The sequence below is a fragment of the Pseudomonas sp. GW456-L12 genome (assembly GCF_059424045.1).
This window is the reverse complement of the sequence record NZ_JBWKZA010000007.1, coordinates 1-26,327: the sequence shown is the minus strand read 5'-3', so window position 1 is coordinate 26,327 and position 26,327 is coordinate 1. Positions and strand designations below refer to the sequence as shown.

Below are 26,327 nucleotides of genomic sequence, written 5' to 3'. Positions count from 1 at the left end.
TCCGGGGCGGTTCAGGCCTTCTTCAGCCAGTAACGATAGACCCCAGCCTCGTCTTCCTCGCGAAGCAGGGTATGACCGGCCAAACGGGCAAAGGTGCGAAAGTCGCGCTGGGAGCCGGCATCCGTGGCGATCACCTTGAGCACCGCGCCGCTGGCCAGGCGATTGAGTTCCATCTTGGCCTTGAGCAGCGGCAGCGGGCAATTCAGTCCGCTGGCATCGAGCTCGGCGTCGTGGGCTACAGCATCAGTCATTGCGTCACTCCGGGAGGGTCGTCGAGGTGCCTAGAATATCTGGTCCAAGGCCTGGTGTCCGGCTACAGTAGACTCTTTGTCGACTAAGGCTTTGTGCATGACTTTTTTGCGCCCTACCCTGCTGACGCTCGCTTGCCTGCTCGCCTCACCAGGCTTCGCCGACGACCTGCCATCACTCGGTGACGCCAGTTCTGCCATTGTCTCGCCCCAACAGGAACACCAACTGGGCCGCGCCTGGCTGGCGTTGCTGCGCAGCCAGGTTTCGCAACTCAACGACCCGCAACTCAAGGATTACGTCGAAACCAGCGTCTACAAACTGGTCGAGACCAGCCAGGTCAACGACCGACGCCTCGAGTTCATCCTGATCAACAGCCCGCAGCTCAACGCGTTTGCCGCTCCCGGCGGGATTGTCGGGGTCAACGGTGGACTGTTCCTCAACGCCCAGACCGAAGGCGAATATGCCTCGGTGCTGGCTCACGAATTGGCGCACCTGTCGCAACGCCACTTCGCCCGAGGCGTCGAGGCTTCGCAACGCATGCAGGTGCCGATGATGGCCGCCCTGCTGGCCGGGATCGTGATCGCCGCGGCGGGCGGTGGCGACGCCGGGATCGCCGCCATTGCCGGCACCCAGGCCGCAGCCATCCAGGAACAACGGCGCTTCTCCCGGCAGAACGAGCAGGAAGCCGACCGCATCGGCATCCTCAACCTGGAAAAGGCCGGTTATGACCCGCGCTCCATGCCGACCATGTTCGAGCGCCTGATGCGCCAGTACCGTTTCGACGCCAAGCCGCCGGAGTTCCTGCTGACTCACCCGGTCACCGAATCGCGGATCGCCGACACCCGCAACCGCGCCGAACAGGCCAAGGCTGGCGGTAAGGAAGACAGCCTGCGTTACCAGCTGATTCGCGCACGAGTACAGCTGATCTACGAAGAGTCCCCTGGCATGGGTGCCAAGCGTTTCCGCGCCCAGCTCGACGAAAACCCGAAAAACGACATCGCCCGCTACGGCCTCGCCATCGCCCAGATCAAGGGCAGCCAGTTCAACGATGCCCGGGAAAACCTCAAGCAGCTGCTGGCCAAGCAACCTAACGACATCACTTACAACCTGGCCCAGATCGACCTGGATACCGCCACCAGCCGCTTTTCCGACGCCCAGGCCCGGGTGGATAAAATGCTTGCGCAGTATCCGGGCAACTACCCACTGAACCAGGTCAGGGTCGACCTGCTGCTCAAGCAGAATCGCCCGGCGGACGCCGAAAAGGCCCTGGAAAGCCTGCTCAAGACCCGCTCCGACGATCCGGACGTCTGGTACTCGGTGGCGGAAACCCGTGGCCTGTCGGGTAATATCATAGGCCTGCATCAGGCGCGGGCCGAATACTTTGCCCTGGTCGGCGACTATCGCCAGGCGATCCAGCAGCTGGATTTCGCCAAACGTCGCGCCGGCAGCAACTTCCCCCTGTCTTCACGGATCGATGCACGTCAGCGTGAGCTGATGGACCAGGAGCAGATGGTCAAGGACATGATGCGCTGAGCCCAACCGGCGCCCACAAAAAAAGCCCGCCTCTTTCGAGGCGGGCTTTTTATTGCGCGATCAATCCGCTACACGGATTACTCGGCCAGCTTGAAGGTAATGAAGCTGGCACGTCCCTGACGCAGAACCCGCATCGATACCGAACGGTTCTTCGGCAGCGCCTGGGCGATTTCAGTGAAGTTCTTGGTCGAAGTGATCGCCTGATTGTTCAGGTGAGTGATCACGTCGCCCGGCTGCAGGCCGATCAGCGCGGCTGGACCATCCTGAACTTCCTTGATCACCACACCGCCCTTGAGGTCGTAGGTTTTCTTCTGCTCATCGGTCAGCTCGACCACCGCCACGCCCAGACGGTTGCTGCTGCGCTCGGCACCGGACTTGCCAATGGCGTCCAGGGCCTTGTCTTCGTCCGGAATCGCACCAACGGTCAATTCGACGTTCTTGCGCTTGCCGTCACGAATCACTTCCAAATTGGCTTTCGCACCCGCCTTGAGGGCACCGACCAGATGCGGCAGGTCCGCCGACATGATAATCGGTTGACCGTTCATGCTCAGGATCACATCACCCACCTGCAGGCCGCCCTTGGCCGCCGGGCCGTCGTCCTGGATCTGGGCCACCAGCGCACCGGCCGGCTTCTCCAGGCCGAAGGACTCCGCCAGGTCTTTGTTCACTTCCTGGATAACCACGCCCAGCCAGCCGCGGCTGACTTTGCCACCGGCTTTCAGCTGGTTGGAAACGTCCATGGCGACATCGATCGGGATAGCGAAGGACACACCCATGAAGCCGCCGGAACGGGTGTAGATCTGCGAGTTGATACCCACCACTTCACCGGCCAGGTTGAACAGCGGACCACCGGAGTTACCTGGGTTGATCGGCACGTCGGTCTGGATGAACGGCACATAGTTTTCGTTCGGCAGGCTACGACCGATGGCACTGACGATGCCCTGGGTGACGGTGTGGTCGAAACCAAACGGCGAGCCGATAGCCACTACCCACTGGCCGGCCTTCAGGTCCTGGGATTTGCCCAGCTTCAGCACCGGCAGGTCCTTGCCATCGATCTTCAGCAACGCCACGTCGGAGCGTGGATCGGTGCCAATCAGCTTGGCTTTCAATTCGCTGCGGTCGGCCAGGCGGACCAGGATTTCATCCGCGTCGGCAATCACATGGTTGTTGGTCAGGATGTAACCGTCCGACGAAATGATGAAACCAGAACCCAGGGACTGGGCTTCACGCTGGCGATCGCCCCGTGGCGAACGCGGCTGCGGCGGCATGCCACGCTCGAAAAACTCGCGCAGCATCGGCGGCAGACCTTCGAGGTCCGGCATCTGGGCGGAAACCTTGCGGTCCGGGAGCTTCTGCGTGGTACTGATGTTGACCACTGCAGGCGACGCCTGCTCGACCAGTTGTGTGAAGTCAGGCAAGTCCGCCGCCTGTGCGGTAACGGCCTGACCGAGCACCAGCACAGTAGCGAAAATGGAGAGATAGGATTTCAAACGTGGTATCGACATACGGCTCCCATTACAACGAGCGTGGTTAAGCGATAGGGACAAGAAATACCAGGCAACTCGCACAGTACTTTTGTCCCGGAAACGACAAACAAGGCCAGAACCTAGTGGCTCTGACCTATAAGAAAAAACAGGGGGTTTTGCAAATGAAAATATTCACCGAACATTTAGATATCTCGATTGCAGAGCTGGCATTGCAGACCTCTTACACAACCAACATTAACGCTCGATGAACACCTGAGGCTGTACTCTCACTGCGTCTTGGGCGCAGCGGCGTCGGTACGCATCGACAAGGCGATCCGTTCGGCGGTACCGATAGGTATCTCACCCACCACCGTTACCATCATCTCGCCTTCAGGCGTGGTCAGGCGTCGGGAGACCGCCACGGTCGGACCCAGTTGAGTGCGGGTGTCAGTCACCGTCGCGCCATTGAGCGGTTCGAGGAACACCGAGAAGCGGGCCAGGCCATCGTCATACATCAGGCTGTTGACCATGGTCTTGGTGTCGGGATCTTTACGCGCACTGCTGCTGGTCAACTCGAAGCCTGGCGGCAGCCAGTCGGAATGCCAGGCCTGCGCAGCCTTCACCGCGGAGGCCTTGTCGCTGTCCAGGGCCACGGCCTTGCATTCGGCGCTGGCCTGCAGCTCGCTGTCCTTCGGCACATCCGCCGTATCCAGGCGAGTGAACTGGAAGCGCTCGAGCAACTGCCCCTTATCGTTCAACAGCAGCGATTTCAGCGGCAGGCCCGTCTCGCGGTCCAGATGCAATTCAAAACCATAACGGTGCTGGTCCCGCGGGGTCAGGGAAACAATGACCGCGGAACGCCCAGCCACACGCGACTTGCCGATGACGGCAAGGTCGTACCAATTCTTGAGTTTTTCTGGATCGAGTGAGTGGGCCGAAGAGTTGGGGGCGTCCCCCAGTCCAGCCACCAGCGTACCGCTGACACATTGGGTACGCCCATCAACACGCACAACCTCTTGAGCGGAACCGTCGAGCTGAATCAGTCGCTCGCGGACCTGGCCATCCTGGACGCGATGCCAGATGTTATGGGTAGAAAAACTACCATTACGCTCGTAGACGAAAGTACCCTGAAAGCTTTGCTGCTGTTCGGCTTGCCCAAGACGTTTCAACCAATCCTGAGCTTCGTCGGCGTGGGCTGGAACAATGAACCAGCCACTGAGCAGAAGCGAGAGTAGAGGGATGGCGCGCATGATCCTCCTTAACGGTTTTCCAGGCTCGCCGCACGAGCATAAGGCAGAGCGCTTTCAGTGCCCTTCAGTGCAGCTTGTTGAGCATGCTGACGCAGGTAGCTTGGCAGACGCTGATCGTGCCAGCCTGGCTGACCTTGCAATACGCCGTTGGCCATAGGGCCAGGGGCTTCCGAACTCTCATTGTAGCCGGCCAATACAGCTGGGCCTTTTACTTGAGGAGCGGCCAGGGTTGGCTGGTTCGATTGCTGTGCCAGTTCGACACCAGCGATCTCATCCTGGTTGTACAGGCGAACACCCGCCAATACGGCAACGGTCACCGATGCGGCAACAGCCAGGCGACCCAGGCTACGCCATGGACCACGAGTGGCCTTGGCCGGTACGGCTTCGTCAGCCAGCGCAGCAGAAACAGCCGCGGCGATGTCCAGACGCGGAAGCAGCAATTCCTTGTGCATGGCCGCCCGGGCGATCTGGTAACGAGCCCAGGTCTCACGGGTTTCCACTTCGTCGACGGCATTCAATACCCGACGTAATTCCAGTTCGTCCGCTTCGTTATCCATCACCGCGGACAGCGATTCCTGCAGGGCTTCACGACTCATGGCGGTTCCTCTCTTGGCTGTCGCCGCTGTCTCAGGTTTCCTGCAACAACGGCTGCAGGGCTTTGTCGATGGCTTCCCGAGCGCGGAAAATCCGGGAGCGCACGGTACCCACCGGACACTGCATGACGCTGGCAATGTCCTCGTAACTCAGACCATCGAATTCACGTAAAGTTAAAGCCGTACGCAAATCTTCTGGCAGTTGCTGAATGGTTCGATGGACGGTGCCTTCGATCTCATCCCGCAGCAATGCGCGCTCCGGCGATTCGAGATCCTTGAGGCCATGATCGCCATCGTAGAACTCCGCATCCTCGGAACTGACATCGCTATCCGGCGGCCGGCGGCCGCGCGAAACCAGATAGTTTTTCGCCGTGTTGATGGCGATACGATACAGCCACGTATAAAACGCACTGTCACCGCGGAAATTACCAAGCGCACGGTAAGCCTTGATAAAGGCTTCTTGTGCAACATCCTGGGCTTCATGGGTGTCGTGCACAAAACGCACGATCAACCCGAGAATTTTGTGCTGGTATTTCAGCACTAGCAGATCGAAAGCTCGCTTGTCGCCGCGCTGAACGCGCTCGACCAGCTGCTGATCCTCTTCCTGGGTTAGCATGAACACTCCTCGATAAGCTCGGAGGAGGCTTGCATAACTAAACGATCAGGCTTGCAAACATAGACTCGGGCTTTTCGCAAAAGTTCTCCCCCTCCAAGCAAGTTTCCTGCGGGCTCTGATTTGGCACGCACGAAAAACGCAGCGCGGGCAAGGCCGGCTGCGCGAATAATCCTGTCGTCGAATTGAGCTGCATGACCACGACACAGTCCTGCATAAAACCGACGCTGTCCCTTCTATCAGGCAACCTTCTATTGAGTTTGGGGCCGTGTCAAAAGTTCCCAATCTTTATAGCCGTACAGAGCGGACATTGTGTAACCATGAAGAGAAAAAGGTTGCTACATCTTCGATACAGTCGCCAGCTCCCCGATTTGACGGAAAAATCGAGCCACCCATCACTGCCTCGCAAGACCGCCTTTCCCGCCTCCATAATTTCATAATGCCACGAAGGCACCGCTATTGTGCCGATCCCCCCCTCTATATACTAGTGGGCTGCATGGCTGCTTTGACTCGCCGATCCAGGCGTCTTGCGCCAACCCCGACCCGGGTCGCTTTTGAGCGGAATCTTCCAATGAGCCAACAGTTTCAACACGATGTTCTGGTGATAGGCAGCGGCGCTGCCGGTTTGAGCCTTGCGCTGACCTTGCCTGGTCATCTGCGCATTGCCGTATTGAGCAAGGGCGATCTCGCCAATGGCTCGACCTATTGGGCTCAGGGTGGCGTCGCGGCAGTGCTGGACGACACCGATACCGTCGAATCCCACGTCGACGACACCCTCAATGCCGGTGGCGGCCTGTGCCATGAAGACGCCGTACGGTTTACCGTCGAACACAGCCGCGAGGCGATCCAGTGGCTGATCGATCAGGGCGTGCCCTTCACCCGTGACGAGCAATCGGGCAATGAAGACGGCGGTTTCGAATTTCACCTGACCCGCGAAGGCGGCCACAGCCATCGCCGCATCATCCATGCCGCCGACGCTACCGGCGCGGCCATCTTCACTACGTTGCTGGAGCAAACCCGGCAACGCCCGAATATCGAACTGCTGGAACAGCGGGTCGCCGTTGATCTGATTACCGAAAAGCGCCTGGGACTGGAAGGCGATCGCTGCCTCGGCGCCTACGTACTCAACCGCGCCACCGGCGAGGTCGATACCTACGGTGCGCGTTTTGTCATCCTCGCTTCCGGCGGTGCCGCCAAGGTCTACCTCTATACCAGCAACCCCGATGGTGCCTGTGGCGATGGTATCGCCATGGCCTGGCGCTCGGGCTGCCGGGTGGCCAACCTGGAGTTCAACCAGTTCCACCCGACCTGCCTCTACCATCCGCAGGCCAAGAGCTTCCTGATCACCGAAGCCCTGCGCGGCGAGGGCGCGCACCTGAAGCTGCCCAACGGCGAACGCTTCATGCCGCGCTTCGACCCGCGTGCCGAACTGGCACCACGGGATATCGTCGCCCGGGCCATCGACCATGAAATGAAGCGCCTGGGTATCGATTGCGTGTACCTGGACATCAGCCACAAACCGGAAGCCTTTATCAAAAGCCACTTCCCGACCGTGTACGAGCGCTGCCTGGAATTCTCCATCGACATCACCAAACAGCCGATCCCGGTGGTACCGGCCGCGCATTACACCTGCGGCGGGGTGATGGTCGACCAGCAGGGCCGCACCGACGTTCCGGGCCTGTATGCCATTGGCGAAACCAGTTTTACCGGCCTGCACGGCGCCAATCGCATGGCCAGCAACTCACTGCTGGAATGCTTCGTCTATGCCCGCTCCGCGGCAGCCGACATTCTCGAGCAACTGCCGCAGATCGCCATTCCGATCGCCCTACCCGCCTGGGACGCCAGCCAGGTCACCGACTCCGACGAAGACGTGATCATTGCGCACAACTGGGACGAATTGCGGCGATTCATGTGGGACTATGTCGGCATCGTACGCACCAACAAGCGCCTGCAACGGGCTCAGCACCGGGTACGCCTGCTGCTGGACGAAATCGATGAGTTCTACAGCAACTACAAGGTCAGCCGCGACCTGATCGAGTTGCGCAACCTGGCCCAGGTCGCCGAGCTGATGATTCGTTCAGCCATGGAGCGCAAGGAAAGCCGGGGCCTGCACTACACCCTCGACTACCCGAACCTGCTGCCCGAAGCACTGGACACTATCCTGGTGCCGCCCACCTACGGCGACTGAACTTGAGCCGCACGCGCAGGCGCCGATGCACATCGGCCGCCTGCGCGTCCCGCGGCACACAGACCGACCTTACCCAGCGCTCGCCCGGCAGGCGAAAACGCAACACCACCAGCAGCGGCAGCGCCAAGCTGTCAGGCCGCAGTTGCACCGGCCGCCAGCCCTGCCCGGCGCACCATAACTGCCAGCCATCGGCATTACGACGCAGACCGCTGAAGGCCGAGGGATGATTCAGCAGAATCCGCCGCGGCAACGCCCAGACTCCGTGACCCAGGCACAGCAGAACCCCGAGCAGACGGGCCCAGAGTGGAATATCGAGCATCAGCAAGGCGCCCAGCGCGAACAGCTGGGCCAGGAGATAGGCCGCCAGCAATTGCCTGGAAGGCTGCCAGCGGCATTCGAAGGCGTTACTTGGGTTGGACACGATCCAGGATCATGCGGACCATGCGTTGCAGCTCGGGATCTTCGGATTCGGAGCGTTCCATGAACCAGCCGAACATATCCTGATCTTCGCATTCGAGCAGCCTGACGTAGCAGGCACGATCAACATCGTTCAGATGCGGATAGACTTCTTTCACGAACGGCACCAGCAACACGTCCAGTTCCAGCATGCCGCGGCGGCTGTGCCAGTAGAGGCGGTTCAATTCAACATCTTCGACCATGGAGCGCTCCTCAAATAGAGCGCAAGTATACAGCCCGACGGACACCAGAACAGTCGGCTTTGGTCGGTCACCACCCATCCTTTGTGAACTACCCATTTCAAGGGCGTCCCCTTATGATGTTCGCCAGACTTTTTACCCTGCGATGACCCATGGCTGATTCCGCTTTTTTCTGCTCCCTGTCCCACGAGGGCGTTCTCGCCGTCCGCGGCCCCGATGCCAGCAAGTTCCTTCAGGGCCAGCTGACCTGCAATCTCAATTACCTCAGTGATAGCCAATCCAGCCTGGGCGCCCGTTGCACCCAGAAAGGCCGCATGCAATCGAGCTTTCGCATCCTGCTCGAAGGCGATGGCTGCCTGCTGGCCATGGCCACCGAGTTGCTGGAGCCGCAACTGGCGGACCTGAAAAAATACGCCGTGTTTTCCAAGGCCAAGCTCAGCGATGAAAGTGCCCTGTGGGCGCGCTTCGGCCTGGGCAACGCCGATACCCTGCTGGCCGGTCTCGGGCTGGAACTGCCGCCGGAAGACGGCGCGGTCGCCCGCAACGACGGCCTGATCGCCATTCGTGTTTCAGCGGACCGGACCGAGCTCTGGGCCCCCGCAGATAAAGCTGAGGTCCTGCGCGAACAGCTGGCCGCGCAACTGCCCGAAGGCGACCTCAATCAATGGTTGCTGGGCCAGATCCGCGCCGGCATCGGCCAGGTCATGCCGGCCACTCGTGAGCTGTTTATCCCGCAGATGCTCAATCTGCAGGCCATCGGCGGCGTCAGTTTCAAGAAAGGCTGCTATACCGGCCAGGAAATCGTCGCGCGCATGCAGTACCTGGGCAAACTCAAGCGCCGCCTCTACCGCCTGGCCTTGAACGCCGAAGAATTGCCGGAACCCGGCACCCCGCTGTTCTCCCCGACCCACGGCAGCTCCATCGGTGAGGTGGTGATTGCCGCGCGTGCCGAACAAAACATTGAACTCCTGGCCGTACTGCAAGCCGAAGCTGCAGAGGATGGCAATCTCCATCTTGGCGCGCTCGAAGGTCCCGGGCTGCACCTGCTGGACCTGCCTTACCAGCTGGATCGCGATCGAGAAATCCAGCGCTGATCGCCGCAACTTCCTGCAATACCCCTAGAGAACAGAAATGAGTGAGCTGGCGGAAAAGGTCCAACAGGATTTGGTTGAGGCCATCGACAACGATGACCTGGTTCTGCCAACGCTACCGGAAGTGGCCCTGCAGATTCGCCGGGCCGCTGAAGATCCGGAAATCAGCGTCAGTACCCTGAGCAAAGTGATTGGCCGTGATACGGCGCTGTCGGCGCGCCTGATCAAAGTGGTCAACAGCCCCCTGCTGCGCGCCACCCAGGAAGTCACCGATCTGCACACCGCGATTACCCGGCTGGGCGTGAACTACAGCAGCAACCTGGCCATCGGCCTGGTCATGGAGCAGATTTTCCATGCCCGCTCGGAGGTGATCGCGCAAAAGATGCATGACGTCTGGCGCAAAAGCCTGGAAGTGGCCGGCGTCAGCTATGCCCTGTGCCGCAGCCATACCCAGTTGAAGCCCGACCAGGCCGCCCTCGGCGGGCTGGTGCACCAGATCGGCGTGCTGCCGATCCTGACCTATGCGGAAGATCACTATGAGCTGCTGTCCGACCCGGTCAGCCTCAACCACGTGATCGAGCACATCCATCCGTTGCTGGGCGACAAGCTGCTGCAGGTCTGGGAGTTTCCGGAACAGCTGGCCAAGCTGCCGGGGCAGTACCTGGACTTCCAGCGCCAGTCCGCGCGCCTGGACTACGTCGACCTGGTGCAGATCGCCAGCCTCTATTGCCACAAAGACACCGACCACCCACTGGCGAAGATCGATATCCTCAGCGTGCCAGCCTTCAAAAAACTCGGGATCGACCCCGAGAACAAGGCAATGTGCAGCGATCTGGCCGAGTCGCGGTCAATGTTCTATTGAATCAATGCTCTACTGAATCAATGTTCTACTGAACCTGCACCACAGCCTCTAGCCCGCGTTAAAACTCACCCGCACCTTCAGCCCCGCCTGCGCGCCATCGTGCAGGCTGATCTGCGCCAGATGGGCACGACAGATTTCGCCGACGATCGCCAGGCCCAGGCCGGAACCGGCGACATGGGGGTTGCGTCGGTAGAAGCGCTCGAATACCCGGTCGCGGTCCTCCAGGGGAATCCCCGGGCCGTCGTCCTCCACCTCCAGCACCGCCGGCGCGCTGACCCGCAGGATCACGTTTCCACCCGGCTTGGTGTGGGCCAGGGCATTGTCCACCAGGTTGCTCAGCAGTTCGTTCAAGAGGGTTGGTTCACCGCGCAGCCACACCGGCTCGTCGGCTTCCAGGGCCAGGGCGATACCCCGGGCGTGGGCCAAGGGCGCCATGGCCATGCCCAACTCGCGGGCCAACTGGCTGAGATCGAGCAATTGCGCGCCGCCCTCGGCAATCGCCCGGGCGCCGTTTTCGATCCGCGCCAGGGACAACAGTTGATTGGCCAGATGGGTCAGGCGATCGGTGCCCTGGGCGGCGCTTTCCAGGGTATTACGCCAGGTCTCGGGCTCCGAGGCCCGCAGCCCCAATTCCAGGCGCGCCTTCAGCGCCGCCAGGGGGGTGCGTAATTCATGGGCGGCGTCGGCGATGAACTGCGCCTGACGCTCGAACTGGCCACGCAGTCGCTCGGTGAAGTGATTGAGCGCCCGCACCAGGGGCCACAACTCGCGTTGCACCTCGACCAGCGGCAAAGGCCGCAAGTCGTCGGGCTGGCGCTCCTCCACCGCGCTGCGCAAACGCTCCAGCGGGCGCAACGCGGCGCTGACCGCGAACCACACCAGCAGCAACGCACCGATGGCCAGCATGCCCAGGCGCAATAGGGTATCGGCCATCAGGCTGCGCGCCATGCGGACCCGCGCCTCGTCGGTCTCCGCCACGCGAATCTCCGCCATGCCGTTCATGTTCGGCTCGCTGACCGCCTTGAGCAGGCTCACCACGCGGACGTTCTGCCCTTGGTAAGTAGCATCGTAGAACCGCGCCAGCGCCGGATAATCGTCGGTGCGCGGCGTGCCCGGCGGCGGACCGGGCAGGTTTTCGTAACCGGAAATCAGCTTCTGATGGATATCGTTGACCTGGTAATAGATCCGCCCGGCACTGTCGTAGGCGAAGGTATCGAGGGCGACATAGGGCACATTGGCGCTCAAGCCACCGTCACGCTGGGACAAACCGGCGGCGATGGTCCGGGCTGAGGCCAGCAAAGTCCGATCGTAAGCCGTGTCCGCCGCCTCGCGGCCGTTCCAGTAGGCACTCAGGCCGCTGGCCAGCATCAGCACCACCAGCAGCAGCGCGAGGTTCCACAGCAGGCGCCAGCGCAGGCTGCTGGGCCTATGCATCGCGGCTTTCCAGCAGGTAGCCAAGCCCGCGGAAGGTGACGATGGCCACCGGCTGGCCGTCGAGTTTCTTGCGCAAGCGATGGACATAGATTTCGATGGCATCCGGGCTGGCCTCTTCATCCAGGCCGAACACCTGGGACGCCAGTTGCTCCTTGCTCATGACCCGACCCGGCCGGGCGATCAGCGCCTCGAGTACCGCCTGCTCGCGGGAGGTCAGGGTCAGCAGCTCTTCACCCAGGGTAAAGCGCCGGGTATCGAGGTCGTAGGCCAGCACCCCGCAGCGCTGTACTCGCTCACCGCCGAGCACGCTGCGCCGCAGCAGGGCCTTGACCCGTGCTTCCAGCTCGGTCAGTTCGAAGGGCTTGGCCAGGTAGTCGTCCGCCCCCAGGTTGAGGCCGTGGACCCGGTCCTTGACATCGCTGCGCGCGGTCAGCATCAGCACCGGCAGGTTCTTGCCCCGGGCACGCAGGCGCGCCAGCACTTCGAAACCATCCATGCGCGGCAGGCCCACATCGAGGATCGCCATGGCGTAATCCTCGCTGCCCAGGGCCAGGTCCGCGGCGACTCCGTCGTGCAGCACATCCACGGTCAAACCCGTGCTCTTGAGCGCCTGGGCGACACTTTCAGCCAGCTGCAGGTGGTCTTCGACGAGAAGCACGCGCATGGATTTCCTACCTCGTTCAGGGGATCGACGGCATTTTTTATTGCCGCGGAGTTTACAGCCGGGACCGCTGCTGTGAAGCCCGAAAACCGTGAAAGTCTGCTGAAAGGTTAGCGAAAGGTTGGCCCTTTAGAGTCCTGTCACGGATTGTTTCGACTTCCGTGGCTACCCCCCGGTGGCATCCCGAAAAACGCCTCGAAGCGTTTTCGCCAATAAGAACAATAACGGAGTACAACACGATGCTGTCCATGCAGCCTCAGGCTTGCCAGCCTGTTCGTTTTTCCCGTCTCAGCCACACCGCCCTCGCCAGCGCCGCCGCCCTTGCCGGTTTCTCACCGATCAGCCAGGCCGCCTTCTTCGAAGACAGCAGCGCCACCCTCGAAACCCGCAACATGTACTTCAACCGCGATTTCCGCAGCGGCACCAGTGCCCAGCAATCCAAGCGCGACGAATGGGCCCAGGGCTTCATGCTCAACCTGCAATCGGGCTACACCGACGGCACCGTGGGCTTCGGCGTCGACGCGCTGGGCATGCTCGGCATCAAGCTCGACTCCAGCCCCGACCGCACCGGCACCGGCCTGCTGCCGACCCACGACGACGGGCGCGCCGCCGACGAGTACTCCAAAGTCGGCCTGACCGGCAAAGTGAAAATCTCCGCCACCGAACTGAAGATCGGCAGCCTGATCCCGGAACTGCCGACCATCAAGCCCAACGACGGGCGCATCCTGCCGCAGACCTTCGAGGGCGGCCTGCTGACCTCCAGGGAAATCAAGAACCTGACCTTCACCGGCGGCCGCCTGGAGAAAGCCAAGGATCGCGACAGCACCGACTTCGAGGACATCGCCCTCAACAACAAGAACAGCCGCTTCGCCGGCACCGTCGCCGGCAAGCACTTCGACTTCGGCGGCCTGGACTACAAGTTCACCGACAAGATCACCGGCAGCTACCACTTCGCCCAGCTCGCCGAGGTCTACAACCAGCACTTCTTCGGCCTGCTCGCCTCGCAGCCGATGGGCCCGGGCACCTTCGCCACGGACCTGCGCTTCGCCGTCAGTGACGACCAGGGCCAGGCCCGCGGCGGCAAGATCGACAACAAATCCCTCAACGGCCTGGTGAGCTACGCCCTGAACGGGCATAAACTCAGCGCCGGCTACCAGCACATGTCCGGCGACAGCGCCTTCCCCTACCTCGACGGGGCCGACCCGTACCTGGTCAACTTCGTGCAGATCAACGACTTCGCCGGCGCCGAAGAACGCTCCTGGCAAGCCCGCTACGACTACGACTTCGGCAAGCTCGGCATCCCCGGCCTGACCTTCATGACCCGCTACCTGAGCGGCGACAACATCGCCCTGAAAAACGGCGATACCGGCAAGGAATGGGAACGCAACACCGAGATCAAGTACGTGGTGCAAAGCGGCACCTTCAAGGACGTCGCGGTGCGCCTGCGCAACGCCACCTACCGCTCCAACTATTCAGCCCGCGATGCGGATGAAGTGCGCCTGCTGGTGAGCTACAGCCTGGCGCTCTGGTAATCGACCGACCTTCGGCAGGCGCCACGCCTGCCAAGGCCCCTGGCATGCAACACACAACAACAACTCCTGTGGAGACAAGCATGAACCCATCACTGCGTAAATTGGCCCTCGCCGCCGGCTGTATGCTGTTCGCCGGTCAACTGCTCGCCGCCGCCAGCGCCGAACCCAAGCGCCCGGAATGCATCGCCCCGGCCTCCCCCGGCGGCGGTTTCGACCTGACCTGCAAACTGGCGCAGAGCGCGCTGGTCAACGAAAAGCTGCTGACCAAGCCGATGCGCGTGACCTACATGCCCGGCGGTGTCGGCGCGGTGGCCTACAACGCGGTGGTGGCCCAGCGCCCTGCCGACGCCGGCACGCTGGTGGCCTGGTCCAGCGGTTCGCTGCTGAACCTGGCCCAGGGCAAGTTCGGCCGCTTCGATGAAAGCGCGGTGCGCTGGCTGGCCGCGGTCGGCACCAGCTATGGCGCCATCGCGGTGAAGAGCGACTCGCCGTACAAGACCCTCGACGACCTGGTCAAGGCGCTGAAGAAAGACCCGAGTTCGGTGGTGATCGGCTCCGGCGGCACCGTCGGCAGCCAGGACTGGATGCAGACCGCGCTGATCGCCAAGGCCGCCGGGATCAACCCGCGCGACCTGCGCTACGTGGCCCTGGAAGGCGGCGGCGAAATCGCCACCGCGCTGCTGGGCGGGCACATCCAGGTTGGCAGTACCGACATTTCCGACTCCATGCCGCACATCCAGAGCGGCGACATGCGCCTGCTCGCGGTGTTCTCCGACAAGCGCCTGGACGAGCCGGAGATGAAGGACATCCCGACCGCCAAGGAGCAGGGCTACGACATCGTCTGGCCAGTGGTGCGCGGCTTCTACCTCGGGCCGAAGGTCAGCGACGAAGACTACGCCTGGTGGAAAGACGCCTTCGACAAGCTGCTGGCTTCCGAAGAGTTCGCCAAGTTGCGCGACCAGCGCGAACTCTTCCCGTTCGCCATGACCGGGCCGGAACTGGACGCCTACGTGAAGAAACAGGTGGCCGACTACAAGACCCTGGCCAAAGAGTTCGGCCTGATCCAGTAATCGCCTCTGTCTAGCGGCCCTGCCCCTTTCGCGGGGCGGGGCCCAGGAGTTTCCCATGCTCTTACAACGCCTTTTCGCCTCGCTGCTGCTCCTGGTCTGCCTGGGCCTGGCACTGATGGCCTGGCCCTACCAGGCCGCTTTTTCCTACGAACCGGTCGGCCCGCGCGCCTTTCCCCTGCTGATGCTCGGCCTGATGGGCCTGGCACTGCTGTACATGGTGTTTCGCCCGGCGCCGATCAAGCACAGCGAAGACGAGCCGCCACTGGACCGTGAAACCCTGACCAAGATCAGCATCTGTGTGCTCCTGCTGCTGATCTTCGCCGGTCTGTTCGAACCCCTGGGTTTCATTCTCAGCAGCATCCTGATCGGCATTCCGATGGCGCGCCTGTACGGCGGCCGCTGGGTGCCCAGCGCCGTGGTCACCACGCTGATGGCCATCGGTCTGTACGTGCTCTTCGACCGGGTGATGGACGTGCCACTGCCCCTGGGCCTGCTCGACGTTCTGGAGAACTGATATGGATACGCTTGGCTATTTGGGCCAGGGTTTCGGCGTCGCGCTGAGCCCCTACAACCTGGTCACCGCCCTGACCGGCACCCTGATCGGCACCGTGGTCGGCCTGCTCCCGGGCCTGGGCCCGATCAACGGCGTGGCACTGCTGATCCCGATCGCCTTCGCCCTCGGCCTGCCACCGGAGTCGGCGCTGATCCTGCTGGCGGCGGTGTACCTGGGTTGCGAATACGGTGGCCGGATCAGTTCGATCCTGCTGAACATCCCGGGCGAAGCTTCCACCGTGATGACCACTCTCGACGGCTACCCGATGGCGCGCCAGGGCCTGGCGGGGGTGGCTCTGTCGCTGTCGGCCTGGAGCTCGTTCATCGGCGCCTTCATCGCCACCTGCGGCATGGTGATGTTCGCCCCGCTGCTGGCGAAATGGGCGATCGCCTTCGGCCCGGCGGAGTACTTCGTGCTGATGGTGTTCGCCATAGTCTGCCTCGGCGGCATGGCCGGCGATCGTCCGATCAAGACCTTTATCGCCGCGCTGATCGGGCTGTTCCTGTCGTCGGTCGGCATCGACGCCAACAGCGGCGTGTACCGCTTCACCGGCGATAACATCCACCTCACCGACGGCATCCAGTTCGTGGTGCTGGTACTGGGCTTGTTCTCCATCAGCGAGATCCTGTTGCTGCTGGAAAAAACCCATCGCGGCCAGGAAGCGGTGAAAGCCACCGGGCGCATGATGTTCAACTTCAAGGAAGCGGCGTCGGTGTTCGTGGTGAACATCCGTTGCGGCCTGCTGGGCTTCATCATGGGCGTCTTGCCGGGTGCCGGCGCGACCCTGGCCAGCGCCGTGGCCTACATGACCGAAAAACGCATCGCCGGCGCCAGCGGCAAGTTCGGCCAGGGCGACAAGCGCGGCCTGGCGGCACCGGAAACCGCGATCGGCGCCTCGGCCTGCGGCGCCCTGGTACCGATGCTGACCCTCGGCGTCCCGGGTTCGGGCACCACCGCGGTGATGATCGGCGCCCTGTCGCTGTACAACATCACCCCGGGCCCGCTGCTGTTCCAGCAGCAGCCGGACATCGTCTGGGGCCTGATCGCCTCGTTGTTCATCGCCAACATCATGCTGGTGATCCTCAACATCCCGATGATCCGCGTCTTCACCCGCATCCTCGCCGTGCCGAACTGGGCTCTGGTGCCGGTGATCGCAATCATCACCGGGATCGGCGTCTACGCGGTGCACGCCACCACCTTCGACCTGTTCCTGATGGTCGGCATCGGCATCTTCGGCTACATCCTGCGCAAGCTGGATTTCCCGCTGTCGCCAGTGTTGCTGGGCTTTATCCTCGGCGGGTTGATGGAGCAGAACCTGCGCCGCGCGCTGTCGATCTCCAACGGCGCGATGGAAATCCTCTGGTCCAGCCCGATTACCGTCGGCGTCTGGGTGCTGACCGTGATCATGCTGCTGATGCCGATGATCCGCATCTGGCGCAAGCGCTCGGCCCTGCAACGCGCCGTGGCCGATGCCTGAGGTCAGCTTCAAACAGTGGTGGGGTACGCCCCTGGTCGGTCTGGTCGGCGGTTACCTCGCCAGCCAGATCGGCTGGCCGCTGCCGTGGATGGTCGGCTCGTTGCTGGCGATCATCCTGGTGCGCTGCCTGACGCCCTGGCAACTGGGGGAAATCCCCGGCGGCCGCAAATGCGGGCAATGGGTGGTGGGGATCGGCATCGGCCTGCACTTCACCCCGGTGGTGATGGAGCAGGTCATGAGCCATTTCGGCCTGATCTTCTTCGGTGCCCTGGTCACCAGCCTGTCCAGCGTGGTCGGGGTCTGGCTGCTGCGGCGCACCGGTGAGGACCGGGCCACCGCCTTCTTCTCCAGCATGCCGGGCGGTTCCGGCGAGATGGTCAACCTCGGCGCGCGCAACGGCGCGGTGCTCAGCCGTGTGGCGGCCGGGCAGAGCCTGCGGGTGCTGGTGGTGGTCTTGTGTGTACCGGCGGCCTTCAAGTACCTGCTCGGTGAAGGCGTGCCCCAACTGCATCCGGCCAGCGTCGATTGGCGCTGGCTGGCCGTATTGTTTCCGGCGGGCGCCCTGCTCGCCTGGCTCTGGCAACGCCTGCGCCAGCCCAACCCCTGGCTGTTCGGGCCGCTGCTGGTCAGCGCCGCGGTCAGTATCGGCTGGGACTTGCATATCGGCCTGCCGGACGGCGGCAGCCAGATCGGCCAGTGGCTGATCGGCAGTGGCCTGGGCTGCCACTTCAATCGCCAGTTCTTCCGTCGCGCGCCCTCATTCATGGGCCGCACCCTGGTCGGCACGGCGCTGACCATGCTGATCGCCAGCCTCGCGGCCGTGGCCCTGAGCGCCTTGACTCATCTGGACTTGCGTTCGCTGACGTTGGGCATGATGCCCGGCGGCATCGCGGAAATGAGCCTGACGGCCGAGACCCTGCAACTGTCGGTGCCGCTGGTGACGGCGATGCAGGTGATGCGCTTGCTGTTCGTGCTGTTTCTGGCCGAGCCGCTGTTCCGGCATTGGGACAAGAAACCGGACTGAAGCCGGTCCCCTGTAGCCGCTGCCGCAGGCTGCGATCGCCCCCGAAGGGGGCGCGATGTTCAGCGTCGCCGAGGTCCTTCGGACCTATCGCAGCCTGCGGCAGCGGCTACAGGGTTTTGCGTTGATTCTGTAGGAGCGAGGCTTGCCCGCGATGACGGCCTTCAAACCCCATCAAACCGACGGCAACCGCCATTCGATCGGCGTCTCGCCATTCTGCTCGAGGTACTTGTTGGTCCGGCTGAAATGCCCACAACCGATAAAGCCGCGGTAGGCCGACAGGGGCGACGGGTGCACCGAGGTCAGCACCAGGTGCTTGGTGGCATCGATCAGCTTCTGCTTGCTCTGGGCGTGGGCCCCCCACAGCAGGAACACCAGGTGCGGCTGGTGCTCGCTCACCACTTCGATGATTCGGTCGGTGAAGTGCTGCCAGCCCCTGCCCGCGTGGGACGCAGCGTTGGCCCGTTGCACGGTCATGGTGGTGTTGAGCATCAGCACGCCCTGGTCGGCCCAGCTCTGCAGGTAGCCGTGGTTGGGCATGTCGATGTTCAGGTCGCGCTTGAGCTCTTTATAGATATTCACCAGGGACGGCGGCGCCGGTACGCCCGGCTGCACCGAGAAGCACAGGCCGTGGGCCTGGCCCGGGCCGTGGTAGGGGTCCTGGCCGAGGATCACCACCTTGACCTTGTCCAGCGGGGTCGAATTCAGCGCATTGAAAATCAGCGGGCCCGGCGGGTAGATCTCCTTGCCAGCGGCATGTTCCTGACGCAGGAACTCGCGCAACTCCGCCATATAAGGCTGGTCGAATTCGGCACGCAGCGCCTGCTTCCAGCTGGGTTCGAGTTTGATACGGTCGTCATCGGTCATGGTTGCACCCGGTAAAATCAATGGGCGCACCCTAGGAAAGCCCACCACGCTTGTCAATTGATCTGACGCAGAACCGCCATTTTCGCCTATAGCGATCATACTGAACGCTCAAATTCCCGATCGAGGTCACGATGAATCTGCACTTCGAAGAACTCACCGGCACCGACGGCGCGCGCATCGCAATTGCCAGCCTGGATGCCGAACACGCCCTCAACGCCTTGTCCCTGCCCATGATCCATCTGTTGAGCGACCGCCTGGAAGCCTGGGCCAAGGACCCGCAAGTGGTCTGTGTGCTGTTGCGCGGCAACGGCGCCAAGGCCTTCTGCGCCGGCGGCGAAGTGCGCAGCCTGGTCCAGGCCTGCCTGGCCCACCCCGGCGAAGTACCGCCGCTGGCCGCGCAGTTCTTCGCCGCGGAATACCGTCTCGACTACCGCCTGCACACCTACCCGAAACCGCTGATCTGCTGGGGCCACGGCTATGTGCTCGGTGGCGGCATGGGCCTGCTGCAAGGCGCCAGCATTCGTATCGTCACACCGAGCAGCCGCCTGGCGATGCCGGAAATCAGCATCGGTCTGTACCCGGATGTCGGCGCCAGTTGGTTCCTCTCGCGCCTGCCGGGCAAGCTCGGGCTGTTCCTCGGCCTGACCGGCGCGCACATCAACGGCCGCGACGCCATCGACCTGGACCTGGCCGACCGCTTCCTGCGAGACGACCAGCAAGAAGCGCTGATCGACGGGCTGCTACAGCTCAACTGGCAGGAACAGACGCCGATGCAGCTCAACAGTCTGCTCAAGGCCCTGCAACAGGAGGCCGTCGAACAAATGCCCGCAGCCCAGTGGCTACCACGGCGCCAGCAGATCGACGAGTGGCTGGACGTCAGCGATGTACGCTGTGCCTGGCGAGCCATCAGCCAGTTGCACAATCACTCCGATGCCCTGCTGGCGCGGGCGGCGAAAACCCTCAGCGAAGGCTGCCCGCTGACCGCCTGCCTGGTCTGGGAGCAGATCCAGCAGGCCCGGCACCTGTCCCTGGCCCAGGTGTTCCAGATGGAATACACCCTGAGTCTGAACTGCTGCCGGCATCCCGAATTCAGCGAAGGGGTGCGGGCGCGCCTGATCGACAAGGACCACAAGCCCCGTTGGCACTGGCCGGACATCAACAGCATCCCCGACGCCGTGGTCGAGGCGCATTTCCACAAGGCCTGGGAAGGCCGTCACCCCTTGGCGGATCTGTCGGACTTCTGAAAACCAGCCATGAAAAAGCGGCGCTCCAGGCGCCGCTTGTTTGTTATAGGCAGATCAGCGGTTGTGATGGCGGTCACGGCGGTGATCGTCGCGACCACGATCGCTCCAGTCTCGACCACCCCGCCGGCCGTCAAAGTCACGGCGGCCGTCATGACGCCGATAGTCGTTGTTCCAGTCCTGGCGGTGGCCATCCCAGCCACGGTTCGGGTAGGCGCGATAAACGGCCCGCGGCGCCGACTGGTAGTAACGCGGTGCCGGTTGGTAATACCGGGGCTGGTAGTACCGTGGCGCTGGTTGGTAATAACGCGGCGCGTAATAGCCGCGGCCGGAAGAATAATAGGAACCGCCGTAGTAGACCGGCGCTGGCGTCGTATAGACCTCAGAGCGGTAGTAAGTGGAACCTCCGTCGTAGTCGTAATAGGGAACGCAGGCAGAAAGAGCCAAACCCAGGAACGCAGTGAGAAGAATTCGACGATACATGGCGGCCTCCTGGACCGCTGATGGGCCATGCCAGCGACGCTGGCCGGCGGCAGCCAAGGATGTTCTGGCTGACGGAATATCTGACCGCGAAAACCGGGTCTGGTGCGATTTCGGTTACACCTTGATACAAGTCGCCAGGCAAGGATTTTGGATCCGAAAACGCCCGGTTTTCGCGGGCTGTGTGCCATTGCTGGCGAGCGATCAAATGGCGCAGCTACCCGTCGGCGCGGCCACTAGAATGCTTGCATCGGGTCACTGCCACGGAGTCGCCCATGCCGCTTAGCCCCCCGCTGTATTCGCAACGCTGGCTGATCATCACGCTCATCGCGCTGCTGGGCGGCGGTTTTATGGCCACGTCCTTACTCAGCTATTACGCTTCGCGAACCTCGATCCGCGACAACATCGTCAACACCGAGCTGCCGCTGACCTCCGACACCGTGTATTCGGAAATCCAGAAAGACCTGGTACGACCGATCCTGATTTCTTCGATGATGTCCCGCGATACCTTCATGCGCGACTGGGTGATGGCTGGCGAACGCGATCCCGAGCAGATGACCCGCTACCTCAATGAGGTGATGACCCACTACGGCGCCTACACCGCCTTCTTCGTCTCCAACAGCAGCCTGACCTACTACCATGCCAAGGGCGTGCTGAAAAAAATCGCTCCTGATACCCCCCGCGACGCCTGGTATTTCCGGGTCCGCGACATGGCCACCCCGTATGAAATCAACGTCGATCCGGACCAGGCCAACCAGAACAACCTGACGTTTTTCATCAACTACAAGGTCTACGACTACCAGGACAATTTCATCGGCGCCGCCGGTGTCGGCCTCAAGGTAGATGCAGTGATCAAGCTGATCGACCACTACCAGCAGCGTTATCAGCGCAGCGTGTATTTCGTCGATACCCAGGGCCGGATCGTCCTCACCGGGGCCGAAGGCGGCCCGCAGGGCGCTCGGGCCGGACAGTTGCTGTTCGAACTGGAAAACCTGCGCGACCTGCAGGCCAGGCTGCCCAAGCCCCACAGCGGCAACTACGAATACAGCGCCCCAGACCAGCGGCACTTCCTCAATGTGCGTTTCATTCCCGAGCTGAACTGGTACCTGTTCGTCGACAAGCGCGAGGACAGCGCCCTGGGCGATATCCGCCGCTCGCTGTACCTCAACCTGCTGATCTGCCTGGCGATCACCCTGATCGTGCTGACCCTGCTCAACCGCGTGGTCAGACGTTTCCAGCGCAAGATCGAAACCCAGGCCACCCTCGACAGTCTCACCGGCCTGCCCAACCGCCGCGGCTTCGACTTGCTGGCCGCCCAGGCCATGCTCGAAGCCCAGCGTGAGCCCAAGCCGCTGGCCGCCCTGCTGCTCGACCTGGACCACTTCAAACGCCTCAACGACACCTACGGCCACCTCGCCGGCGACCAGGTGTTGAGCGGCTTCGCCCGGCACCTGGCAAGCTGCCTGCGCCAGTCCGATATCGTTTGCCGCTGGGGTGGCGAAGAGTTCATCGTGCTGCTCAAGGACACCGACAGCGCCACGGCGCTGAAGATCGCCGAGAAAATCCGCCTGCTGATCGAGCAACAGCGCTACGCCTATGAGGGCAAGAATATGCGGCTGACCGTCAGCATCGGCGTGACCACACTGCAGGCGGACGATACCCTGCACAGCCTGCTATCGCGCGCCGACCATGCGATGTACCGTGCCAAGCAGACCGGCCGTAACCGAACCTGCGTGGAAATGCCTCACTCCCGTTATGAATGAACCGACCCTGAACAGCCCCAGCCTCTGCCCGGCCTGCGGCGCCCGCAACGACTGCAGCCTGGCCGACCCGCGTACCGCCGACCAGGCCTGCTGGTGCTACAGCGTGAGCATCGACCCGGCGGTGCTCGAAGCCCTGCCGCCGGAGCTGCGCGATCGCGCCTGCCTGTGCCCACGCTGTGCCCGGGTCGATGCGCAACTGCAAGCGGCCGCCCGGCCGATCCCGTAAGATGCGCAGCCTTTTGCCAGCCTGCCGATAGCCATGCGCGTTGACCGTTTCCTCAGTAACCTGCCCCGCTTCAACCGCCAGCAGGTGCGCCTGCTGCTGGTGGCAAAGCGCATCCGTATCGACGGTCAGGTGGTCAGCGATCCCCATGCCGAGGTGCGCGAGTTCAGCAGGGTAGAGCTCGACGACGAAGTGCTGCAGGCCGGCAAGCCGCCGCGCTATTTCATGCTGCACAAACCCATGGGCTGCGTCAGCGCCACCCGCGATCCCGAACACCGCACCGTGCTCGACCTGCTGGACGAACCGGACAAGCACGAGCTGCACATCGCCGGTCGCCTGGACTACAACACCACCGGTTTGCTGATCCTCACCAACGATGGCAGCTGGTCGCGACGCCTGACCCAGCCGCAGACCAAACTGCCGAAGCGCTACTACGTTGAGACCGAACAGGACATAGGCCCGGAGTACGCCGAGACCTTCGCCCGGGGCCTGTACTTCGCTTTCGAGGACCTCACCACCCTGCCCGCCGAGCTGCAGATCCTCGGCCCCCGATGTGCGCGGCTGAGCATCGTCGAAGGCCGCTACCACCAGGTCAAACGCATGTTCGGCCATTTCGACAACAAGGTCTTGCGCCTGCACCGCGAACGCATGGGACCGCTGGCCCTCGACGAAAACCTGGCGCCCGGCGAGTACCGGCCGCTGACCGATGAAGAAATCCGCCTGGTCTGAGCGCCTACAATTTCCGTAGCCGCTGTAAGCCATCGACGATGCCATGACCATTCAGCCGAAGTTGTCGAACAATTTACCAACGGCACTTGCGAGACGGCGTTCTCCCTGCTTGAATCAGTCCGTCGGCCGAAATGTGACCGATGAGTCACGAACATACTTCTAAGAAATCCTTTGCCGTCCGAGCCTCCTGTGCTCATTCCTGTTGTCCGGCAAATTGCCCGCCTATAACAACACCCGTCGACCATCTGTGCGGATCGACATGGGCTAAAAAATTCCAGGCGTATGCCTACCTGTCACAAATCTCGTGCACCCTCGGTTGCGCGCATACCCGCTTGCCAGGAGTCTTATGACATGAGGCCAGAAATCGCTGTGCTGGATATACAAGGTCAGTATCGGGTTTACACGGAGTTCTATCGCGCAGATGCCGCAGAAAAGACCATCATTCTGGTCAACGGCTCAATGGCCACCACCGCGTCTTTTGCGCAGACCGTGAAGAACCTGCATCCGCAATTCAATGTGGTGCTCTACGACCAGCCCTATGCCGGTCGTTCGAAAGCCCACAACAGGCACGAGAAAATGCTCACCAAGGAAGTCGAGGGGCTGATCCTGTTGGAGCTGATCGACCACTTCGCCGCCGAGCACGTGATGTCGTTCTCCTGGGGTGGCGCGCCGACGCTGCTCGCCCTGGCACAACGCCCGCGGCGCATTGAAAAGGCGGTGATCAGCTCGTTCTCGCCAGTGATCAACGAGCCGATGCGCGACTACCTCGAACGCGGTGTCGATTACCTCGGCAGCCTGGACGGCGACCGTGTCGGACACCTGGTCAACGAGACCATCGGCAAGCACCTGCCGTCGCTGTTCAAGCGTTTCAACTATCGCCACGTCAGCACCCTGGCCGAGCATGAATACGGGCAGATGCACTTCCACATCAGCCATGTCCTCAACAGCGACCGCCAGTGCTACCTGAAAGCGGCGAAGAACATCGAGGTACCGGTGCTGTTCATGAACGGTGAATGGGACGAATACACCGCCGCCAATGACGCCCGGCTGTTCGGCAACCATGTCCGGCACTCGACGTTCAGCACCATCCAGGCCGCCGGGCACTTCCTCGACATGGAACACAAGGCCGCCTGCCGGGACAGCCGTAACGCGCTGATGGGGTTCCTCAAACCGACCCAGCACACCAGTCGTCCGCGCTATCACTACCTGCAGGACCACCATGCCCTGGCTATCTGAAGTGACGTCATCGCGAGCAACTCGTCCCCTGCCCCTGGAGCGAGCTTGCCCGCGATAGACCGCAAGCCGGTCTTCGCCCCGTCGCCGCGATGACGGCGTAGAAGCGTGCCTGCGCGCATTTCCCGCCGCTTCGCAAACACAGGCCCGGCAAAGAAAAACTTCAAATCCGCGCGCACTTCTGGTACAAAGTCAGCCGCTCCGAGCGGGTGTCGTATAATGGCATTACTCCAGCTTCCCAAGCTGATAACGAGGGTTCGATTCCCTTCACCCGCTCCACTTCATTCGAGTCCAGCGTCAGGCCCTGCCGACGCGGGATGCAGAAACAAAAAAACCGGTCCTCGAGTGACCGGTTTTTTTATGGGCGCTTTATCAACCTGCGGCCACGATAAACGAGCGCGGAAATGGCAATAGCCCCGAATAGCCCCGTGCTGTCCCCCAGCGCCTCGACCGGGTTCACTCATCTTCAAAGATGCTGACCAGGCCCGCTCATCTGTATTCCTGTCGACCCTCAACGAAATCAGCTTGGCCAGTACTTCGGCAGATATCGCGGTTCGAGAAGGATCCTGCAACACAGCCAGCGCTCTTATCCGCCGCGTTCCAAACTCGCTCTTTCTACACTTCAGCCTGCGGAGTTCCCCTGCCAACGACCGTCGGGCGGGCCAGGTATTGAACACATTTTTTTGGTAGGTATAGTAACCACCAAACATCACAAGGAGGTGATGTGGACAGTCGGTATTTGATCGGCCAAATCGTCGCAGACGGTTGGTATCTGGTCAGAGTCAGAGGCAGTCACCATCATTTCAGGCATCCCAGTAAACCGGGGCTGGTGACAGTGCCACATCCCAAAAAGGACCTGCTGAGAAAAACCGCCATCAGCATTCTGAAACAGGCGCTGCTCATGTGAAGGTGATTCACCGCGCCCTGGAGGTTCCGCACATGCTTTACCCGATTGCAATTTCAATGGGCGATGACGAACACGCCTGGGGGGTGGAAGTCCCCGACATTCCTGGCTGTTTCTCGGCCGGTGACGACCTCGACGACGCCATGGCCATGGCCCGCGAAGCCATCGAAGGGCACTTCGAGATTCTCGCCGAAGACGGAGCCGCCATCCCGCCCGCCAACAAGGTCACCCTGCACGCAGCCAACCCTCAATACGCAGGCTGCACCTGGGCGCTGATCGACATCGATGTCACCAAGTACCTGGGCAAGGCGCAGAAGCTCAACATCACCCTGCCCGGCTACTTGCTGAACCGCATCGACGAATACGTGCTGCATCACCCGGAAGCCAAGAGCCGCTCGGGGTTTCTCGCTTCGGCTGCACTGAAGGTATTGCAGCAAGAATGAACACACCGCCCTGACCGAAGAACGTGAGCGGCCAATAAGGCTGTTGGTGGCCGCTCAACGCTGGACCGGCTAGCGCTCGCGCAAAAGAAGAATCGGCCCGGCGTGGCCGATTCTTTTGTCCCCCTGCGCTACCTCGGCAACGAACTGCAAACGAATATAAGCAAGGACCCATTCGGTATTTAAAGTCGCCCCACC

General features: G+C 62.1%; 27 protein-coding genes and 1 tRNA gene. 17 read left to right on the top strand and 11 right to left on the bottom strand.

The genetic code is table 11. The annotated features are described in order from the left end of the window. Positions 1-11: 11 nt before the first annotated feature. Positions 12-251, bottom strand: coding sequence for a sulfurtransferase TusA family protein (locus AC07Y9_RS11075; protein WP_007930235.1), 240 nt, complete (start codon positions 249-251; stop codon positions 12-14). Between the two features lie 97 nt (positions 252-348). Here AC07Y9_RS11075 and AC07Y9_RS11070 point away from each other — a divergent pair, with 97 nt between their 5' ends. Beyond that, positions 349-1,782 (top strand): M48 family metalloprotease, encoded by a 1,434-nt coding sequence (locus tag AC07Y9_RS11070; protein ID WP_007930234.1) that lies wholly within the window; start codon positions 349-351, stop codon positions 1,780-1,782. Positions 1,783-1,859: 77 nt separating this feature from the next. On the opposite strand, the gene AC07Y9_RS11065 is transcribed toward AC07Y9_RS11070, so the two are convergent. The 4 genes from AC07Y9_RS11065 to rpoE all read right to left on the bottom strand — a co-directional run bounded on the left by AC07Y9_RS11065 (position 1,860) and on the right by rpoE (position 5,707). Then, positions 1,860-3,287: a DegQ family serine endoprotease gene (locus AC07Y9_RS11065; RefSeq protein WP_007930233.1), complete on the bottom strand. Its 1,428-nt coding sequence runs from the start codon at positions 3,285-3,287 to the stop codon at positions 1,860-1,862. Between the two features lie 248 nt (positions 3,288-3,535). Beyond that, positions 3,536-4,498 (bottom strand): MucB/RseB C-terminal domain-containing protein, encoded by a 963-nt coding sequence (locus tag AC07Y9_RS11060; RefSeq protein ID WP_102679246.1) that lies wholly within the window; start codon positions 4,496-4,498, stop codon positions 3,536-3,538. Between the two features lie 8 nt (positions 4,499-4,506). Next, entirely contained in the window at positions 4,507-5,094 is a 588-nt protein-coding gene (locus tag AC07Y9_RS11055; RefSeq protein ID WP_007930231.1) for a sigma-E factor negative regulatory protein, read from the bottom strand. Positions 5,095-5,125: 31 nt separating this feature from the next. Next, the gene (gene rpoE / locus AC07Y9_RS11050) at positions 5,126-5,707 is read right to left on the bottom strand and encodes an RNA polymerase sigma factor RpoE/AlgU (RefSeq protein ID WP_007930230.1); all 582 of its coding nucleotides are present in this window, start codon (positions 5,705-5,707) and stop codon (positions 5,126-5,128) included. A gap of 568 nt (positions 5,708-6,275) precedes the next feature. On the opposite strand from rpoE, the gene nadB reads away from it, so the two are divergent. Beyond that, positions 6,276-7,892, top strand: coding sequence for an L-aspartate oxidase (gene nadB, locus AC07Y9_RS11045; RefSeq protein WP_102679247.1), 1,617 nt, complete (start codon positions 6,276-6,278; stop codon positions 7,890-7,892). Here nadB and AC07Y9_RS11040 read toward each other — a convergent pair. Further along, positions 7,861-8,313: a protein YgfX gene (locus tag AC07Y9_RS11040; protein ID WP_102679248.1), complete on the bottom strand. Its 453-nt coding sequence runs from the start codon at positions 8,311-8,313 to the stop codon at positions 7,861-7,863. The genes nadB and AC07Y9_RS11040 overlap by 32 nt on opposite strands. After that, entirely contained in the window at positions 8,297-8,551 is a 255-nt protein-coding gene (locus AC07Y9_RS11035) for an FAD assembly factor SdhE (protein ID WP_007930227.1), read from the bottom strand. Before AC07Y9_RS11035 ends, AC07Y9_RS11040 begins: the two co-directional genes overlap by 17 nt. 149 nt (positions 8,552-8,700) lie before the next feature. Between AC07Y9_RS11035 and ygfZ the strand changes: the two genes are divergently transcribed. After that, positions 8,701-9,642 (top strand): CAF17-like 4Fe-4S cluster assembly/insertion protein YgfZ, encoded by a 942-nt coding sequence (gene ygfZ, locus AC07Y9_RS11030; protein WP_102679249.1) that lies wholly within the window; start codon positions 8,701-8,703, stop codon positions 9,640-9,642. Between the two features lie 37 nt (positions 9,643-9,679). Then, complete coding sequence (locus AC07Y9_RS11025) at positions 9,680-10,501, top strand: HDOD domain-containing protein (RefSeq protein WP_102679250.1); 822 nt, start codon at positions 9,680-9,682, stop codon at positions 10,499-10,501. 48 nt (positions 10,502-10,549) lie between these two features. Here AC07Y9_RS11025 and AC07Y9_RS11020 read toward each other — a convergent pair whose 3' ends face one another. Continuing rightward, the gene (locus tag AC07Y9_RS11020) at positions 10,550-11,935 is read right to left on the bottom strand and encodes a sensor histidine kinase (protein ID WP_007930222.1); all 1,386 of its coding nucleotides are present in this window, start codon (positions 11,933-11,935) and stop codon (positions 10,550-10,552) included. After that, complete coding sequence (locus AC07Y9_RS11015; protein WP_007930220.1) at positions 11,928-12,599, bottom strand: response regulator; 672 nt, start codon at positions 12,597-12,599, stop codon at positions 11,928-11,930. The genes AC07Y9_RS11020 and AC07Y9_RS11015 overlap by 8 nt, the downstream gene beginning before the upstream one ends. Positions 12,600-12,835: 236 nt before the next feature. Between AC07Y9_RS11015 and AC07Y9_RS11010 the strand changes: the two genes are divergently transcribed. The 5 genes from AC07Y9_RS11010 to AC07Y9_RS10990 all read left to right on the top strand — a co-directional run bounded on the left by AC07Y9_RS11010 (position 12,836) and on the right by AC07Y9_RS10990 (position 18,252). Further along, positions 12,836-14,128 carry an OprD family porin gene (locus tag AC07Y9_RS11010; protein WP_009042579.1) on the top strand — a complete coding sequence of 431 codons (1,293 nt, stop codon included), beginning with the start codon at positions 12,836-12,838 and terminating at the stop codon, positions 14,126-14,128. 80 nt (positions 14,129-14,208) lie between these two features. Beyond that, the gene (locus AC07Y9_RS11005; RefSeq protein ID WP_023968150.1) at positions 14,209-15,198 is read left to right on the top strand and encodes a Bug family tripartite tricarboxylate transporter substrate binding protein; all 990 of its coding nucleotides are present in this window, start codon (positions 14,209-14,211) and stop codon (positions 15,196-15,198) included. A 55-nt stretch (positions 15,199-15,253) separates the two neighbouring features. Then, positions 15,254-15,712, top strand: coding sequence for a tripartite tricarboxylate transporter TctB family protein (locus AC07Y9_RS11000; protein WP_007930215.1), 459 nt, complete (start codon positions 15,254-15,256; stop codon positions 15,710-15,712). A gap of 1 nt (position 15,713) precedes the next feature. After that, positions 15,714-17,228 (top strand): tripartite tricarboxylate transporter permease, encoded by a 1,515-nt coding sequence (locus AC07Y9_RS10995; protein WP_102679251.1) that lies wholly within the window; start codon positions 15,714-15,716, stop codon positions 17,226-17,228. Beyond that, positions 17,221-18,252: an AbrB family transcriptional regulator gene (locus tag AC07Y9_RS10990; RefSeq protein WP_102679252.1), complete on the top strand. Its 1,032-nt coding sequence runs from the start codon at positions 17,221-17,223 to the stop codon at positions 18,250-18,252. Before AC07Y9_RS10995 ends, AC07Y9_RS10990 begins: the two co-directional genes overlap by 8 nt. A gap of 171 nt (positions 18,253-18,423) precedes the next feature. Here the strand turns inward: AC07Y9_RS10990 and ung are convergent, their stop codons facing one another. Further along, on the bottom strand, positions 18,424-19,116 hold the full coding sequence (gene ung, locus AC07Y9_RS10985; protein WP_102679253.1) for a uracil-DNA glycosylase: 693 nt from the start codon (positions 19,114-19,116) through the stop codon (positions 18,424-18,426). 131 nt (positions 19,117-19,247) lie between these two features. On the opposite strand from ung, the gene dspII reads away from it, so the two are divergent. Beyond that, entirely contained in the window at positions 19,248-20,360 is a 1,113-nt protein-coding gene (gene dspII, locus AC07Y9_RS10980; RefSeq protein WP_102679254.1) for an enoyl-CoA hydratase/isomerase DspII, read from the top strand. A gap of 54 nt (positions 20,361-20,414) precedes the next feature. Here dspII and AC07Y9_RS10975 read toward each other — a convergent pair whose 3' ends face one another. Continuing rightward, positions 20,415-20,840, bottom strand: a complete 426-nt coding sequence (locus tag AC07Y9_RS10975) for a hypothetical protein (protein ID WP_087089101.1) — start codon at positions 20,838-20,840, stop codon at positions 20,415-20,417. Positions 20,841-21,112: 272 nt separating this feature from the next. Here AC07Y9_RS10975 and AC07Y9_RS10970 point away from each other — a divergent pair, with 272 nt between their 5' ends. The 7 genes from AC07Y9_RS10970 (at position 21,113) to AC07Y9_RS10940 (ending at position 26,132) form a co-directional block, all read left to right on the top strand. Beyond that, complete coding sequence (locus tag AC07Y9_RS10970) at positions 21,113-22,600, top strand: sensor domain-containing diguanylate cyclase (protein WP_102679255.1); 1,488 nt, start codon at positions 21,113-21,115, stop codon at positions 22,598-22,600. Positions 22,601-22,607: 7 nt separating this feature from the next. Then, entirely contained in the window at positions 22,608-22,826 is a 219-nt protein-coding gene (locus AC07Y9_RS10965; RefSeq protein ID WP_274517825.1) for a cysteine-rich CWC family protein, read from the top strand. Between the two features lie 33 nt (positions 22,827-22,859). After that, positions 22,860-23,552, top strand: a complete 693-nt coding sequence (locus tag AC07Y9_RS10960; RefSeq protein WP_053259935.1) for a pseudouridine synthase — start codon at positions 22,860-22,862, stop codon at positions 23,550-23,552. Between the two features lie 351 nt (positions 23,553-23,903). Continuing rightward, positions 23,904-24,788 carry an alpha/beta fold hydrolase gene (locus AC07Y9_RS10955; RefSeq protein WP_087089109.1) on the top strand — a complete coding sequence of 295 codons (885 nt, stop codon included), beginning with the start codon at positions 23,904-23,906 and terminating at the stop codon, positions 24,786-24,788. Positions 24,789-24,990: 202 nt separating this feature from the next. Continuing rightward, positions 24,991-25,064 (top strand) — tRNA-Gly (locus tag AC07Y9_RS10950). Positions 25,065-25,509: 445 nt separating this feature from the next. Further along, positions 25,510-25,692 carry a type II toxin-antitoxin system HicA family toxin gene (locus tag AC07Y9_RS10945; RefSeq protein WP_087089111.1) on the top strand — a complete coding sequence of 61 codons (183 nt, stop codon included), beginning with the start codon at positions 25,510-25,512 and terminating at the stop codon, positions 25,690-25,692. A gap of 32 nt (positions 25,693-25,724) precedes the next feature. Next, positions 25,725-26,132: a type II toxin-antitoxin system HicB family antitoxin gene (locus tag AC07Y9_RS10940; RefSeq protein ID WP_102679259.1), complete on the top strand. Its 408-nt coding sequence runs from the start codon at positions 25,725-25,727 to the stop codon at positions 26,130-26,132. Positions 26,133-26,327: the final 195 nt, after the last annotated feature.